This is a genomic window from Streptomyces sp. NPDC002776 (assembly GCF_053592195.1).
Genome location: NZ_JBSFVG010000005.1, coordinates 361,579 through 374,940, shown reverse-complemented (window position 1 = coordinate 374,940; position 13,362 = coordinate 361,579). Strand labels below are relative to the sequence as shown.

13 protein-coding genes are annotated in these 13,362 nt (G+C 72.1%); 4 read left to right on the top strand and 9 right to left on the bottom strand.

The genetic code is table 11. From position 1 onward, the window contains the following. Nucleotides 1-375 (bottom strand): cupin domain-containing protein, encoded by a 375-nt coding sequence (locus tag ACWD11_RS13790; RefSeq protein ID WP_389419466.1) that lies wholly within the window; start codon nucleotides 373-375, stop codon nucleotides 1-3. Nucleotides 376-499: 124 nt separating this feature from the next. Here ACWD11_RS13790 and ACWD11_RS13785 point away from each other — a divergent pair, with 124 nt between their 5' ends. Continuing rightward, nucleotides 500-943 carry a MarR family winged helix-turn-helix transcriptional regulator gene (locus ACWD11_RS13785; RefSeq protein ID WP_389419531.1) on the top strand — a complete coding sequence of 148 codons (444 nt, stop codon included), beginning with the start codon at nucleotides 500-502 and terminating at the stop codon, nucleotides 941-943. A gap of 153 nt (nucleotides 944-1,096) precedes the next feature. After that, entirely contained in the window at nucleotides 1,097-1,957 is an 861-nt protein-coding gene (locus ACWD11_RS13780) for an esterase/lipase family protein (RefSeq protein ID WP_451283062.1), read from the top strand. Nucleotides 1,958-2,013: 56 nt separating this feature from the next. Here the strand turns inward: ACWD11_RS13780 and ACWD11_RS13775 are convergent, their stop codons facing one another. From ACWD11_RS13775 to ACWD11_RS13760, 4 genes are all read right to left on the bottom strand, one after another. After that, complete coding sequence (locus tag ACWD11_RS13775) at nucleotides 2,014-3,051, bottom strand: lytic polysaccharide monooxygenase auxiliary activity family 9 protein (protein WP_451283060.1); 1,038 nt, start codon at nucleotides 3,049-3,051, stop codon at nucleotides 2,014-2,016. Between the two features lie 262 nt (nucleotides 3,052-3,313). Then, nucleotides 3,314-3,451: a hypothetical protein gene (locus ACWD11_RS13770; RefSeq protein ID WP_389419463.1), complete on the bottom strand. Its 138-nt coding sequence runs from the start codon at nucleotides 3,449-3,451 to the stop codon at nucleotides 3,314-3,316. A 202-nt stretch (nucleotides 3,452-3,653) separates the two neighbouring features. Further along, nucleotides 3,654-4,154 carry a DUF402 domain-containing protein gene (locus ACWD11_RS13765; protein ID WP_389419462.1) on the bottom strand — a complete coding sequence of 167 codons (501 nt, stop codon included), beginning with the start codon at nucleotides 4,152-4,154 and terminating at the stop codon, nucleotides 3,654-3,656. Beyond that, nucleotides 4,135-5,067: a GNAT family N-acetyltransferase gene (locus ACWD11_RS13760; RefSeq protein WP_451283058.1), complete on the bottom strand. Its 933-nt coding sequence runs from the start codon at nucleotides 5,065-5,067 to the stop codon at nucleotides 4,135-4,137. Before ACWD11_RS13760 ends, ACWD11_RS13765 begins: the two co-directional genes overlap by 20 nt. Nucleotides 5,068-5,138: 71 nt before the next feature. On the opposite strand from ACWD11_RS13760, the gene ACWD11_RS13755 reads away from it, so the two are divergent. Beyond that, nucleotides 5,139-5,507, top strand: a complete 369-nt coding sequence (locus ACWD11_RS13755) for a GntR family transcriptional regulator (RefSeq protein WP_451283056.1) — start codon at nucleotides 5,139-5,141, stop codon at nucleotides 5,505-5,507. A gap of 1 nt (nucleotide 5,508) precedes the next feature. On the opposite strand, the gene ACWD11_RS13750 is transcribed toward ACWD11_RS13755, so the two are convergent. Next, nucleotides 5,509-6,279, bottom strand: a complete 771-nt coding sequence (locus tag ACWD11_RS13750) for a DUF72 domain-containing protein (RefSeq protein WP_451283054.1) — start codon at nucleotides 6,277-6,279, stop codon at nucleotides 5,509-5,511. A 15-nt stretch (nucleotides 6,280-6,294) separates the two neighbouring features. Then, nucleotides 6,295-7,389: a DUF5925 domain-containing protein gene (locus ACWD11_RS13745; protein WP_389419458.1), complete on the bottom strand. Its 1,095-nt coding sequence runs from the start codon at nucleotides 7,387-7,389 to the stop codon at nucleotides 6,295-6,297. 131 nt (nucleotides 7,390-7,520) lie between these two features. Here ACWD11_RS13745 and ACWD11_RS13740 point away from each other — a divergent pair, with 131 nt between their 5' ends. Then, nucleotides 7,521-8,933, top strand: coding sequence for a GH39 family glycosyl hydrolase (locus ACWD11_RS13740; RefSeq protein WP_451283052.1), 1,413 nt, complete (start codon nucleotides 7,521-7,523; stop codon nucleotides 8,931-8,933). Nucleotides 8,934-8,936: 3 nt separating this feature from the next. Here the strand turns inward: ACWD11_RS13740 and ACWD11_RS13735 are convergent, their stop codons facing one another. After that, on the bottom strand, nucleotides 8,937-12,590 hold the full coding sequence (locus ACWD11_RS13735; RefSeq protein ID WP_451283050.1) for a lipopolysaccharide biosynthesis protein: 3,654 nt from the start codon (nucleotides 12,588-12,590) through the stop codon (nucleotides 8,937-8,939). Next, entirely contained in the window at nucleotides 12,583-13,356 is a 774-nt protein-coding gene (locus tag ACWD11_RS13730) for a polysaccharide deacetylase family protein (RefSeq protein ID WP_451283049.1), read from the bottom strand. Before ACWD11_RS13730 ends, ACWD11_RS13735 begins: the two co-directional genes overlap by 8 nt. Nucleotides 13,357-13,362 lie beyond the last annotated feature (6 nt).

The window sequence follows — 13,362 nt, the reverse complement described above, 5'->3', positions numbered from 1 at the left end:
CTAGTTGGCCCACGGGGGCGTGAGGCGGGTGCCGTCGGGCAGGTCCGCCGTCAGGCCGATGGAGGTGGTGACCCACGTCAGGGCGGTCTGCTCGGTCGGGTTCTCGACGGCCAGGGTCGCGCCCGGGTTGATGATCAGGGTGTCGCCCGCCGTGATGTCGGTCGTGGTGCCGTCCAGCGTGATCCGCAGGTTGCCGATCAGGACGTGCAGGATCTCCTCCCGGTTCACGGTGTGCGCCGGTGCCTTCGTGCCCGGCGGGATCTCGCCGCGCCAGGCGCACAGCTCCTTGCTGCCGGTGCGGGGTGTGGCGTACGAGACGAAACGGGCGCCGTGGATCTCGTGGGTGACGGCGTCGGTCGAGCGGATGACGGGCATGGATCTCCCCCTGGGAAAGCGAATGGTCAAGTGGGTTGACTGGTTGTGCAGCACCTATAGTCAAGCTGCTTGACCTTTTCGTCAAGGGTGTTTCAATGCTTGCGTGCAGAACTCCGATGCTCCCCTGCAGAACTCCGAGGCCCTCTCCCTGTCCTTCGCGCTGCTCGCCACCGCGGGTGAGCTGGTGCGACGGATCAACGACGGGGTGGTCGCACGCGGTTTCGAGGGGAGGTCCGCCTACGGGTTCGCGTTCACCCGGATCGCGGCGGGCGGGGCCACCGTCACCGACCTCGCCGGGCATCTCGGGGTCACCAAGCAGGCCGCGAGCCAGCTGGTGGACGAGCTCGTGCGCAAGGGGTACGTCGAGCGGCGGCCCCACCCGCGGGACGCGCGCGCCCGGCTGCTGGTCCTGACCGAGCGCGGGTGGGCCCATACACGGGCCGCGGAGGAGGCGGCGGCGGACGTCGTGCGGGAGTGGAGCGCGGCGCTGGGGGAGGCGGAAGTACGCGCGCTGGGGGAGCGGTTGCTGCACATCGCCCCCAAGGGGCCGGTGCGCCCCTCCTGGTGAGGGCCCATCAACTACCACTGGAAGTTTTTACTGACGCGTAACTTCCCCCTTGAACTACTCACTCGTAACTTGACAAGTGAACCAGTATCCCGTGATCCGGATCACAGGGCGTAAGGCCATCGCACCTCCCTTGAGCCGCAAGGAGATCACCCGATGCTGCCCTGGAAGAGACTGCTCAGACCCCTGACCGCGCTGCTGCTGACCGCCGCGGTCGCCGTCGTCCCCGCCACCACCGCGCAGGCCGCCGAGGCGCCGAGCGGCGGATGGAACGACTACTCCTGCAAGCCGTCCGCCGCCCACCCCCGGCCCGTCGTCCTGGTGCACGGCACCTTCGGCAACTCCGTCGACAACTGGCTGGGCCTCGCGCCCTATCTGACCCAGCGCGGCTACTGCGTCTTCTCGCTCGACTACGGCCGGCTGCCGGGCGTGCCGTTCTTCCACGGCCTCGGCCCGATCGACAAGTCGGCGGAGCAACTGGACGCCTTCGTCGACAAGGTGCTCGCCGCGACCGGCGCCGCCGAGGCCGACCTCGTCGGCCATTCGCAGGGCGGCATGATGCCCCGCTACTACCTGCGGTTCCTCGGCGGAGCGGCCGAGGTGAACGCCCTCGTCGGCATCGCGCCGGACAACCACGGCACCGACCTGTCCGGCCTGACGAACCTGCTGCCGTACTTCCCCGGCGCCGAGGACCTGCTCTCCACCGCCACCCCCGCCCTCGCCGACCAGATCGCCGGCTCCGCGTTCCTCACCAAGCTGAACGAGGGCGGCGACACCGTCCCCGGCGTCCGCTACACGGTGATCGCAACCAAGTACGACCAGGTGGTCACGCCGTACCGCAGCCAGTTCCTCGACGGGGCGAACGTACGCAACGTCCTGCTCCAGGAGCTGTGCCCGGTGGACCTGTCCGAGCATCTGGCGATCGGTCTCTTCGACCGGATCGCCTTCCACGAGGTGGCCAACGCCCTCGATCCGGCGCGGGCCCGGCCCACCACCTGCGCGTCGGCGTTCAGTTGAGCCCGCCGGGGGCCTGACCGGCCTGAGCCGCCGGTCAGGCCCCCGGAGTCAAGGAGTCAGCGGCCGTGCCGGGCACCGCCGACCGCGCGCCGCCGGACCGACAGGAACAGGGCCGCCGCGCCGACGGCCAGCGCCCCGGCGCCGCCCATCGCGAGGTAGGAGGTGCTGCTGTCGCCGCCGGTCTCGGCGAGGTTCTCGGTGGCACCGGCCGCCTTCGGCTGGTTGGCGACGGCCTCCGGGGCCGCCTCGGTGGGCGCCGCCGTGGTCTCCGCGACCGGCTCGGCCGAGGTCTCGGCGTCCTGGTCGCCGTGGCCGTTGTGCTCGATCGTCGACTCGTCGGCGCCGTCCTCGATCTGCTCCTCGGAAGGCGCGGAGGCGATGGGCGCGGCGGGGGCCGCCTCTTCCGCCTCCTCCTCCGCGCCCTCCTCCGTCGTACCGCCGCCGCTCGTGGCACCGAAGGTGACGTCCGAGCAGGAGTAGAACGCCTCCGGGCTGTCCGAGCGCTGCCACACCGCGTACAGGACCTGCTTGCCGGAACGGTTCGGCAGGGTGCCGGAGAAGGTGTAGAAGCCGCCGGACGCGGCCGGGTCGGTGACCGTCGCCACCGGGTTCTGCAGGTCCAGGTCGTCCCAGGCCAGCGGCTGGGCGGGGTCGTAGCCCTCCTTGGTGATGTACACGTTGAAGGTGCCCGTGTGCGGGGCGGTCACGCGGTACTTGAAGGTGTACGACCCGCTGCGCACGCCGGTGGCCGGCCAGTCGGCCCGGGCCAGGTCCAGGCCCTTGAACGCGTCGTTGCCCGCGCTGCACAGCTCGCCGTCGGCGATCAGCTCCTGGTGCCGGCCGCCGACGTCGCCGATCCGGACGCCGTTCCAGTCGTAGAGCGCCTGGCTCCCCCCGGCCGCGACGGCCGCCTTGCACGCCGCGGACGCCGGACTCTCCGGGCCCTCCGCGTAGCACTGCGACACCCGGCTGACCGGGTCGCCCATCGAACCGTGCGCGGCGGCGGGCGCGGCGGCCAGCGCGGTCAGTGCGAGCGGCGCGACGCCGACCACGGCGACGGAGGCGGCGGTGGCGACCCTGCGGCGTGCGGGCATGAGGAACTCCTGGGGAACGGTCGTCGGTTGCTTGGCGGAAACCCGAGGGGGTGATCAGCAAGCTAGCCCGAGAAAACCGTGGAATCGCCTGCTGGAGGCGGGTGGAGGAGATCCTTATGGTCCCTTTAAGGGAGTGCTCAGACTGCGCTCAGGTAGGCGCGCGGACCGTCTGTGCGCCGACAGCGAAGCCGTCCCCCCGACGCCCGGGGCGGGCGCGGGAGGACGGCTGCTGGAGTTCGTGGCTGCTGGGGTGAAGGGCCGGTCAGCCGTCCGGCCACCATGTGCGCGCGATGTCCTTGCGGACCTCGGGTCGTCCCGCGGGACGATCGTCGGCCTCCTCGCCCGCCATCCGGCGCGAGTCCGTCTTCTTCAGGGGCTTCTGCACGGTCATGCGGCGCATGGCTGCCTCCTTCAGTGCCTACCGTGTTCCGCGTTGTCACGGAGGTAGACCCTTGTGCCGAGGGTTCCTCATCGGCGGCGTTCTGTCAGTGGCCGTTCTCACGATTCGACCGTGAGTGGCGCGCGTCAATCCTGGGCACGCGTCCCGGAATTGTTACCCCAAGTGACTCGCTGATGACGCTGCGCGAATCTCGCGGGCCCGGTCAGGCCAGCAGTGCCTCGAAACCCCCCTCCACGGCCAGCTTCTCCAGAGTGTCGAGGGCGGCCAGTGCCGCGGCCGCCGCCTTGGGGTCCGATTCCCGCAGACCGCTCTCTTCGAACTCGTCCTCGTCCAGCCGTCGCACGTCCGTCCCGTCCGCCGAGCGCCACAGGTCCAGGTCGAGGTCCTCCACGGTCAGCTCCGTGCCGACGAGCGTCGCCGGGCGGGCGATGTCGCAGTACCAGCCCTTGAGGGTGCCGTGCGGGCCGCGTACCTCCATCACCGCGTACCAGCGGTCCCGCCAGTAGTACTCGGTGAAGACGTCACCCGGCTCGAAGCGCACGAACCCGAAGTCGCGGACCTTGGTGCCCGCGAAGTCCGCCCGCACGACGATCCGGGTGCCGTCGTCCTGGAGCAGCTCGGCGGGGTAGCGGATCTTCTGCCGGCCGCCCTTGAGCAGGACGACGTCCACCGTGGTTCCCGGCTCAGCCGAGTTCACGGACATAGCGCACCTCCGTCGCGCAGACCTCGTATCCGAACCACCGGTTGATCGCGAGCATCGGCTCGTTGCCGGTGTCGTTGCCGGTGAAAGCCTCCGTGTACCCGGCCGCGCGCGCCCGGTGCAGGGAGTCGTTCTTGGCGAGCTTGGCCAGGCCCCGGCCGCGGAAGGCGCGGGCCGTGCCGGTCATGCCGGTGTGGTACCGGGTGCCGCCGTCCGTGCGGGCGGCGGTGAAGGCGGCGGGCACGGAGTCCACCAGGGCGATCGTGGTCAGCTCCAGGTTGGTGAGCGGGTGGTGCCAGGTCTCCTCCAGCCACGACTCGTAGTCCGTGAGCTCGGCGGCGCCGGCCTCGCTGGGTTCGTCGGCCGTCGTCTCCGCGTCCAGCGCGTACACCGGGCGCGGATCGCCCGCGAAATCGGAGGCGGGGCGCAGTTCGACGCCGGGCGGGGGGTCCTGGAGCGGCGGAAGCGTGCCGTGCGCCAGGTCGAGCCGCAGGAAGTGGGCGGAACGGCCCACCCGGTAGCCGCGGGCCTCGGCGAAGGCCCGGTTGCCGGGCTCGTCCAGGACCCAGGCGAGCAGCCGGGTCGCGCCGAGACCGGCCAGATACTCCTCGGCGGCGCGGACCAGGAGCGCGCCCGCACCGCGGCGGGTGCGATCCGGGCGCACGTACACGTTGACGAAGCCCTGGACCGGACCGGGGTTCTCGTGCAGCAGGCCGACCTGCGCGGAGCCGATGATCTCGCCGTCCTCCTCCGCGACGAGCGGCCGGTAGCGGGCGTCGGGATGCAAGTGGGCGAGGTCGTGGGCCAGGGAGTCCGGGGTGATGAGGTAGAAGGGCAGCGCGCTGCGCCGGACAGCGGCGAAACCCTCCAGGTCAGCACGGACTCCGGGGCTGATCTCGCGCACGATGACGGTCATGGGGCGCACGTTACGGGCGGTCCGCACCCGTGTGCCTCTCATTTTCCCGCCGGTACGGGACAATCGGTGCCGTGACCTTGAAGATCCACATCGATGACAGCGCGCCGCCGTACGAGCAGGTGCGGGCCCAGATCTCCGAGCAGGCGCGGACCGGAGTGCTGCCGGTGGGGTACCGGCTGCCCACGGTGCGGGGCCTCGCGGAGTCGCTGGGGCTCGCCGCGAACACGGTCGCCAAGGCGTACCGGGCGCTGGAGACGGACGGCGTGATCGAGACCCGGGGTCGCAACGGAACCTTCGTGGCCGCGGCCGGCTCCGCCGCGGAACGGGAAGCCGCGACGGCCGCCCAGGCGTACGCGGAGCGGGTGCGGCGGCTGGGGCTGGCCGAGGGGGACGCCCTGGACGCCGTACGGGACGCGCTGCGGGCGGCCTACGAGGAGTGATCTAGGAAGCGGGCACCCGGTCGGGCGTCCGGGTCACCGTCAGCCCCGCCTTCGCCGCCAGCCGGGCGAACACCGCCGCGTCCCGCACCGCCGCCCCTGTGGGGTCGTTGTTGAAGTACGCGTACACGTCCCGGCCGTCCGGCCAGGTGTCCGCGATCCGGGCCGCCCACGTCGCCAGCGACTGCCGGCCGTAGCGGGGCCACGGCTGGGCCCGGCCCTGGTGGAAGCGGACGTAGCCCCAGTCGGTGGTGCGCCACAGCGGGGTGACCGGGCGGGCCTGGATGTCCGCCCAGCACAGGGCCGCGCCCCGCGACCGCAGGACCTCGCGCACCGACCGCGTCCACCACGAGTCGTGCCGCGGTTCCACCGCCACCCGGGTGCCGGACGGGAAGCAGGCGAGGCACGCGTCCAGCAGGCCCGGGTCCCCGCGCAGGGTCGGGGGGAGCTGGAGCAGCACCGGGCCCAGCCGGTCGCCCAGTCCCCGCGCGTGCGTCATCAGGCGGTCCACCGGCTCCTCCGGCTCCCGCAGCCGCTTGATGTGCGTCAGATAGCGGCTCGCCTTCACCGCCACCACGAAGTCCCCGGGCACCCTCTCCCGCCACGACTCGAAGTTCTCCCGCGACGGCAGCCGGTAGAACGCGTTGTTGAGCTCGACCGTCGTGAAGTGGGCCGTGTACTCCTCCAGCCAGAGCCGCATCGGACAGCCCGGCGGGTACAGCACGTCCCGCCAGTCCTTGTACTGCCACCCCGAGGTGCCGACGTAGACGGTCATACCTTCATGAAAGCACTACAGGTACAGGCCCGCGTCCGCCCCCGGCCGCGGCTCCGGCAGGGACGTCGGGGAGGTGCCCCGACGCAGCGCGAACAGCTCCGCGAGGGTGGCGCCCTCGCGGCCCACGCCCTCCTCGGTGCCCAGCCAGCCCACCGCCTCGGTGCGGGTCAGCGGGCCGACCTCGATCCGGGCCAGACAGCGGCCGGGGCGGACCACGGCCGGGTGCAGGCGCTCCAGGTCCTCGTTCGTGGTGACGCCGACCAGGACGTTGCGGCCCTGCCCGAGCAGTCCGTCGGTGAGGTTCAGCAGCCGGGACAGCGCCTGGCCCGCGGTGTGCTTGGCCTCGCCGCGGATCAGTTCGTCGCAGTCCTCCAGGAGCAGCAGCCGCCAGCGTCCCTTGCCGGTGCCGTCCTCCTCGCCGATCGCGATGTCCATCAGATAGCCGACGTCGCTGAACAGCCGCTCGGGGTCCAGGACGCAGTCCACCTGGCACCAGTCCCGCCAGGACCGGGCGAGCGTGCGCAGCGCGGACGTCTTGCCGGTGCCCGGCGGGCCGTGCAGCAGGAGCAGCCGGCCCGCGATGTCCTCCGGGGTGGTCTTCATCAGGCGGTCCATCGCGTCCGCCACCGGTGCCGTGTAGTTGACGCGGACCTCGTCCCAGGTGCCGGCGGAGATCTGGCGGGTCGTGCGGTGCGGGCCGCGCCTGGGGGAGACGTACCAGAAGCCCATGGTCACGTTCTCCGGCTGCGGTTCGGGTTCGTCCGCCGCGCCGTCCGTGGCCTGGTCGAGGATCTTCTCGGCCAGCTCCGCGCTGGTCGCGGTGACCGTGACGTCGGCGCCGCGGTTCCAGCGGGAGACCAGCACGGTCCAGCCGTCGCCCTCGGCGAGGGTCGCGCTGCGGTCGTCGTCGCGGGCCATCCGCAGCACCCGGGCGCCGGGCGGCATCAAGGTCGCGCCGGACCGTACGCGGTCGATGTTCGCCGCGTGCGAGTAAGGCTGCTCGCCCGTCGCGAAGCGGCCGAGGAACAGCGCGTCGACGACGTCGGACGGCGAGTCGCTGTCGTCGACGTTGAGCCGGATCGGCAGAGCGTCGTGTGGGTTCGCAGACATGCCGTCATGATCCGGCACGAACGCTCCTCGCGCACCGGAATTGCCCCGGACGCCGTCCCCGGGCAGGGCCGCGGAACTGTTCTCCGCAGAAGCCTGCCCTCGCGCCCGTCACCCCCGTACCGTTGCCCTCGATGGGACGACATGGGTGGAATTCGGGGGCACGGCGGTGGCGGCTCACCGCACTGCTCGGTGTGGGGGTGGCCGCGCTGGCCCTGGTGGTGACCCTGCTCAACTCGCTGCCCGGAGGCGGCGCGAGCACCGAGGGCACCACCCGCGACGGCGACAAGGTGCACGGCACCCCGACCACCCCGCCGGACGCCACGGACCCGGAGGTGGGCTGGGGGTTCACCCACACCCAATTCAGCGCCGACGAGGGCGACGCGGCGGCCGTGCGGCGGGTCGAGCAGCGGCTGCCCGACGGGATGCCGCAGATCCAGCACATCATGGGCTGGGGCGCCGACAACCCCGAGCCCGTGCGGGGCCGTTACGACTTCGAGGCGATGGACCGCCGGATCGACTTCGTCCGCGCCTCCGGCGGCACCCCCGTCGTCACCCTGTGCTGCGCCCCGGACTGGATGAAGGGCGGTGAGGCGGGCGTCGACAGCACCGACTGGCGCCAGGCCGCCCTGGAGACCGCGCCCGAGCCCGAGCACTTCGACGACTTCGCCGCGCTCGCGGCGACCGTCGCCCGACGCTATCCGGACGTCCGGCACTTCATCGTCTGGAACGAGTTCAAGGGCTTCTGGAACGACGCCGAGGGCCGCTGGGACCACGAGGGCTACACCGAGCTGTACAACCTGGTCCACCGGGCGCTGAAGAAGGTCGACCCGGACATCATGGTCGGCGGACCGTATCTGGTGATGGACAGCCTCGATCCCCGCGAGGAGCACGCCTCCCCGAGCTTCAGGGGCAGTTGGGGCGCGCTGGACCGACGGGTCCTCGACGCCTTCTCCTACTGGAACGAGCACAAGGCGGGCGCGGACTTCGTCGTCGTGGACGGCTCCAGCTACACCCGGGACGACGAGCTGCTGCCCGACGAGTTCGCGGCCACCGACAAGTTCACGGCCGTCGGGGAGTGGGTGCGCCGGCAGACCGGCGGTGAACTGCCGCTGTGGTGGGCCGAGTACTACGTCGAGCCCGCCGACGGCGACGACAACCGCCACGACTGGTCCGAGGCCCGGCGCGCCGCCGTCCACGCCACCGGACTGATCGCCATGGCCAAGGGCGGTGCCACCTCCGGCTTCTACTGGAACCCGCAGGCCGAGGAGGGCACCGACTGCCCCGGCTGCCTGTGGACGCCCACCAGCGGCGCGGACGGCGGGCGGACACTGCCGCTGTACGGCCTGCTGGTCCGGTTCGCCGCGGAGTTCCCGCCGGGCACCGAGTACCGGACGCTCTCCGGCTCGCCGCAGATCAAGATCCTGGCCACCTACCGGACGGCCCTGGTCGTCAACACCCTCGACCGGTCCACGACCGCCACGGTGGACGGCAGGCGTCTGAAGCTGCAGGCCTACGAGGTCAGGTGGCTCGACCGGGCCACCTGACCCCTACTCGATCGTCAGGAACCGCTGCACCAGCGACGCCAGCAGCACCGCCAGCAGCGGCAGCGAGAACCAGAAGCTGCCCTGCAGCCACCGCAGTTGGCGCACGCTCGGCCGCGCCGCCACCCGGACCACCTCGCGCGCCGCCAGCAGCACGATCAGCGCGAGCGCCGCCAGCGCCCCGACCACCGACCAGGGCGTCCAGGTCACCCGGGGTCCGATCGGCCCGGGATCGGCCTCGGGGACCTCGCCCGCGGGCTGCTTGCGCAGCGCGTACATGGTCACGTCCTCGTTGACGAAGACCTTCTTCAGCTCCTGGCGCCGGTCCAGGTTCCGCAGGAGCCGCGGCTCCCAGCTCTCCGAGTAGCCGACGTCCATCCGCAGGTACGTGACCTGACCGCGGTTGATCATCAGATACGAGTTCGGGCCCGCGTCCTTCAGCGCCTTGACCAGGCCCGACACCAGCACCGGGTCGACCGGCGCGAGCGTCGGCAGGTACTCGACCTTCTCCATGTCCCGCGCGCCCCACGGCATCGACGGCGTCACGACGTTGACCGGGTCGTTGCTCAGCCACAGCAGCCGCACGCTCGGATCGTCATGGGCGTACACGTACTCCATGGCCGCGACCTCGCCCGGCCGGACCCGCTCGAACGGCTCATTGCCCCAACGGGCCACCAGGAAGCCGCCCATGAGCACCAGGCCCGCCAGGAACGCGGCCAGTGGAGCGAGGCTCACCCGGTCCTTGTCGCGCTCCTTGGCGGTGACGCCGGTGCGCGGGAACAGGGCGAGCCCGGCCAGCAGGGCCGCGCCGGGCAGCGCGAACATGAAGACGCGCAGCGCCATCTCGCCGCCGTAACTCTGCATGCCGAAGCCGAGGAACGGGACGAAGGTGAGGACCAGCAGGGAACGCTCGCGGTACTTGTGGTCGCGGCGGCGCCACCAGCCCCAGCACGCCATGGCCATCACCGAGCCGGCCAGCAGCACGCGCGTGTACAGCACCAGGGTGTGGGTGGAGCTGCCGCCCTCGATCCGGCCGGAGACCGACGAGGACACATTGGAGCCGACGCCCCCGACGCCGCCGAAGAGTTCGTCGAAGTGTCCCGACCAGTACGGCTCGGCCATGAAGCCGATCCAGGACACCACCATCACCCCGAACAGCACGGGCAGGCCGCGCAGTTCGCTGCGGCCGACCAGCACCAGCACCGCCAGCACGCCGAGCATCACGAACGGGGTCAGCTGGTGGGCGGGCACACTCACCGCGAACAGCCCGATGACCACCAGCAGCAGCACCGCCCGCTGCCGCCGGTCCGTCGGCTCGACCTCCAGCTCGCCCGGCCGCACCGTCGTCCAGATCACCCGCGGCGCCCGGAACCACACCAGCAGGATCGCCGCGAACACCAGATAGAGGAGATAGGTGAAGCCCTGCGGCGAGAAGTAGTCCTGGCCCACCCAGCCGCTCAGCACGAACACCCAGACGCCGGTCCAGCGCGCCCGCCAGCTCGCCCGCAGGGAGCGGGTCAGCAGGAACATCGGGGCCAGGTACAGCAGTTGCATGGTCAGCGGCCACCAGCGGATGACCTCGGTGAGATCCGAGACCCCGCAGGACCGCGCCACGAACGCGGCGACCGCGAAGAAGCCGGGCCAGCTCCAGCGCGCGTCCAGGTCCGGTACGGCGGACCCGGTGCGGTCGATGTGGTCGAGGAAGCCCAGATGCTGCCAGGCCGTGGCGAACCGCGGCTCGGTCTCGATCAGCGCGGGCAGGGCGTGCAGCGAGACGACGGTCGCCAGCAGGGTGACCAGCAGCAGGGCCCGGTGCTCACGGCCGAGCCAGAGCAGCGAGGCGAAGACCGTGACCAGCAGCCCGGCCCCGACCAGCGTCGGCAGGGGCAGCACGGAGACCAGGCCGAGGCCGCCCATCTCGTCCAGGTCGGCCTCGCCGAGCCGCAGCGCGGGCACCCAGTACAGCAACAGGGCGGCGGTCAGCAGGCAGCCGAGGACGCCCCCGGGCCGGGTGGGCAGCGCGGTCGGGCCCGCCGTGGCCGGGGGCTCCTCCCGTACGGGCTCCGGCACCTGCGGTACGACCGCTCTCTCCTCCGTCTCGAACGGCGCGTCCACCTCCGGCTCGCGTCTTTCCGCCGGGAGCCCGGCCGCCCAGGTGGGCCGCCGTACCGCGGGCAGCCCGGTGGGCGGGGTGCCGGGCCCCGGCCGGACGTCGGGGCGGCGGTCCAGGTGGTCGAAGTCGACGTGGATGCCGAGCGCGAGGGTGTCGCTGTCCAGCACCCGGGCGGTGCCTCGACCGGCGGACTCATGTGCCCGCGCGCCGCCGTGGGCCGCCGGGCCCTCGGGCACCTCGTCCTGGGTGGTCCGCACCGTCCGGTACAGCTTGGGCGCGGCGATGGCCACGATCACCGCCAGCGCGCAGATCTCGGCGACCCCCGCACCGGTCAGCCCCATCCGGGGGAGCAGCAGCAGGGTCAGCCCGAGCACCAGCGCGCACAACAGGCCCTGGAGCCAGGCCAGTCCCGCGGTGCGGCTCTGCGCGCGCAGCACCGCGAAGTACGTCTCCATCACGACCCGCAGCAGCCCGCCGAGGGCGAACCAGCGCAGCAGCGGGGTCGCCGCGTCCGCGTACCCGGGGCCGAACACACCGAGGATCCACGGCGCCCCGAAGAACAGGACCGCCGCCACCGGGATCATGATCTTCGCCATGCGCTCGAGCGCGGCCCGGGTGTTGGCGGCGAGCCGGGCCGGATCGTGCGAGCCCTCGACGGTGAGGGAGGCGCCCATGTTGATGGCGAGCAGGTTGACCGTGCCGCCGATGGTGGCGGTGATGTAGAAGTAGGCGTTGTTCTCGGAGCTGACCTGCGCGGCCACGATCACGGGGATCAGATAGACCACGGCCAGCGAGAACAGCGAGCCGGTGTAGTCGCCCGCGAGGAACCTGCCGATCTCCGGCAGCGAGGGCTGCTTGGCGTGCTCCTCGGTCGACTTCACATGCCGGGGCACCAGCCGCCGGAACACCAGCCAGCCCAGCGGCAGCACCGAGATCGCGATGGCCGCGACCCAGGAGACGAACACCCCGGTCGTCGGGACAGCCGCCGCGAAGGCGACCAGCACGCCCAGCTTCACCGCCGAGAACGCGGTGTTGCCCACCGGCACCCACAGCGCGCTGCGCAGCCCGGTCAGCACCCCGTCCTGGAGGGTCAGTAGATTCCACGCGACGACGGCCACGATGAACCCGAGCCCGTTGACCGGCCCGTCCAGGAACCGGTACGACGGCCCCCACAGGTCCAGCGTGACCAGGAAGACGCCCGCCGCCAGCGCCACGATCACCGAACTGCCCGCATACGTACGGAAGATCAGCCGTCCGGTGGCCCGGCCCGCGACCGGGATGAACCGGGCCAGCGCCCCGGTCAGGGTCACCGCGGTCAGGCCCGCGAGGAACTTCATCGCGGCGATCGCGGCCGACCCCTGGCCGACCGCCGACTCCGAGTAGTAGCGGGCCGCGGCCAGCCAGAAACCGAGACCGAGCACCGCGGAGATGCCGGTGTTGAGCATCAGGGCGTAGGCGTTGCGGAACAGCTGGTTGCCGCGCCCCGAGTGCTCGGGCGGCTCGGTCTCGGACGGCGGGGTCTCGGTCGTGGTCGTCGTGTCAGACACGGGAACGGATGGCCTTCCGGCGGACCTGTCGGGCTCTGCGGACCATGGCGTAGCCCTTGGTGAGGGCGCGGTCCCGGGCGAACGTACGGGTGAGCGCGCGGCCTTCGAGCAGCCGCAGGAACTCCTCGGCGCCCGTACCGCGCCGCACGGTGACCCGGCGCAGCGCGTACGGTCCCTGCCGGCGCCGGGCGAGGGTGTTGCCGACGGCGAGCGCCTGGGCGTACCCCGTCTCGCGCACCGCCTCGCGCACCCGGCGGCTGGAGTAGCCGTACGGGTAGGCGAACGAGGCCGGGGCCGCGCCGAGGAGGTCCGAGACGATCTCCTTGCACAGGATCAGCTCCCGGCGCAGCGCGTCGTCCGGGAGCTGGTCGAGTTGCGGGTGGGTGTGGCTGTGGCCGCCTATCTCGACCCCGGCGGCGGACAGTTCCCGGACCTGGTCCCAGTCGAGCATGGTGTCCGGGGCGCCGCCGGTGCCGTACGGGCCGCGCAGCCAGCCGGTCGAGACGAACACGGTGGCCGGGAAGCCGTGCTGGGCGAGCACGGGCAGGGCGTGCCGGTGCACGCCCTCGTAGCCGTCGTCGAAGGTGATCAGCACGGGCCGGGCGGGCAGCGGGCGTCCCGTGCGCCAGCAGGCGGCCAGCTGGGCCGTGTCGAGCGGGGTGAGGCCGAGGTCCGCGACGGCCGCCATCTGCTCGGCGAACGCCCTGGGCGTCACCGACAGCGTGCGGGTGGCCTCGCTCGGCTCCGCCGACACGGCGTGGTACATGAGGAC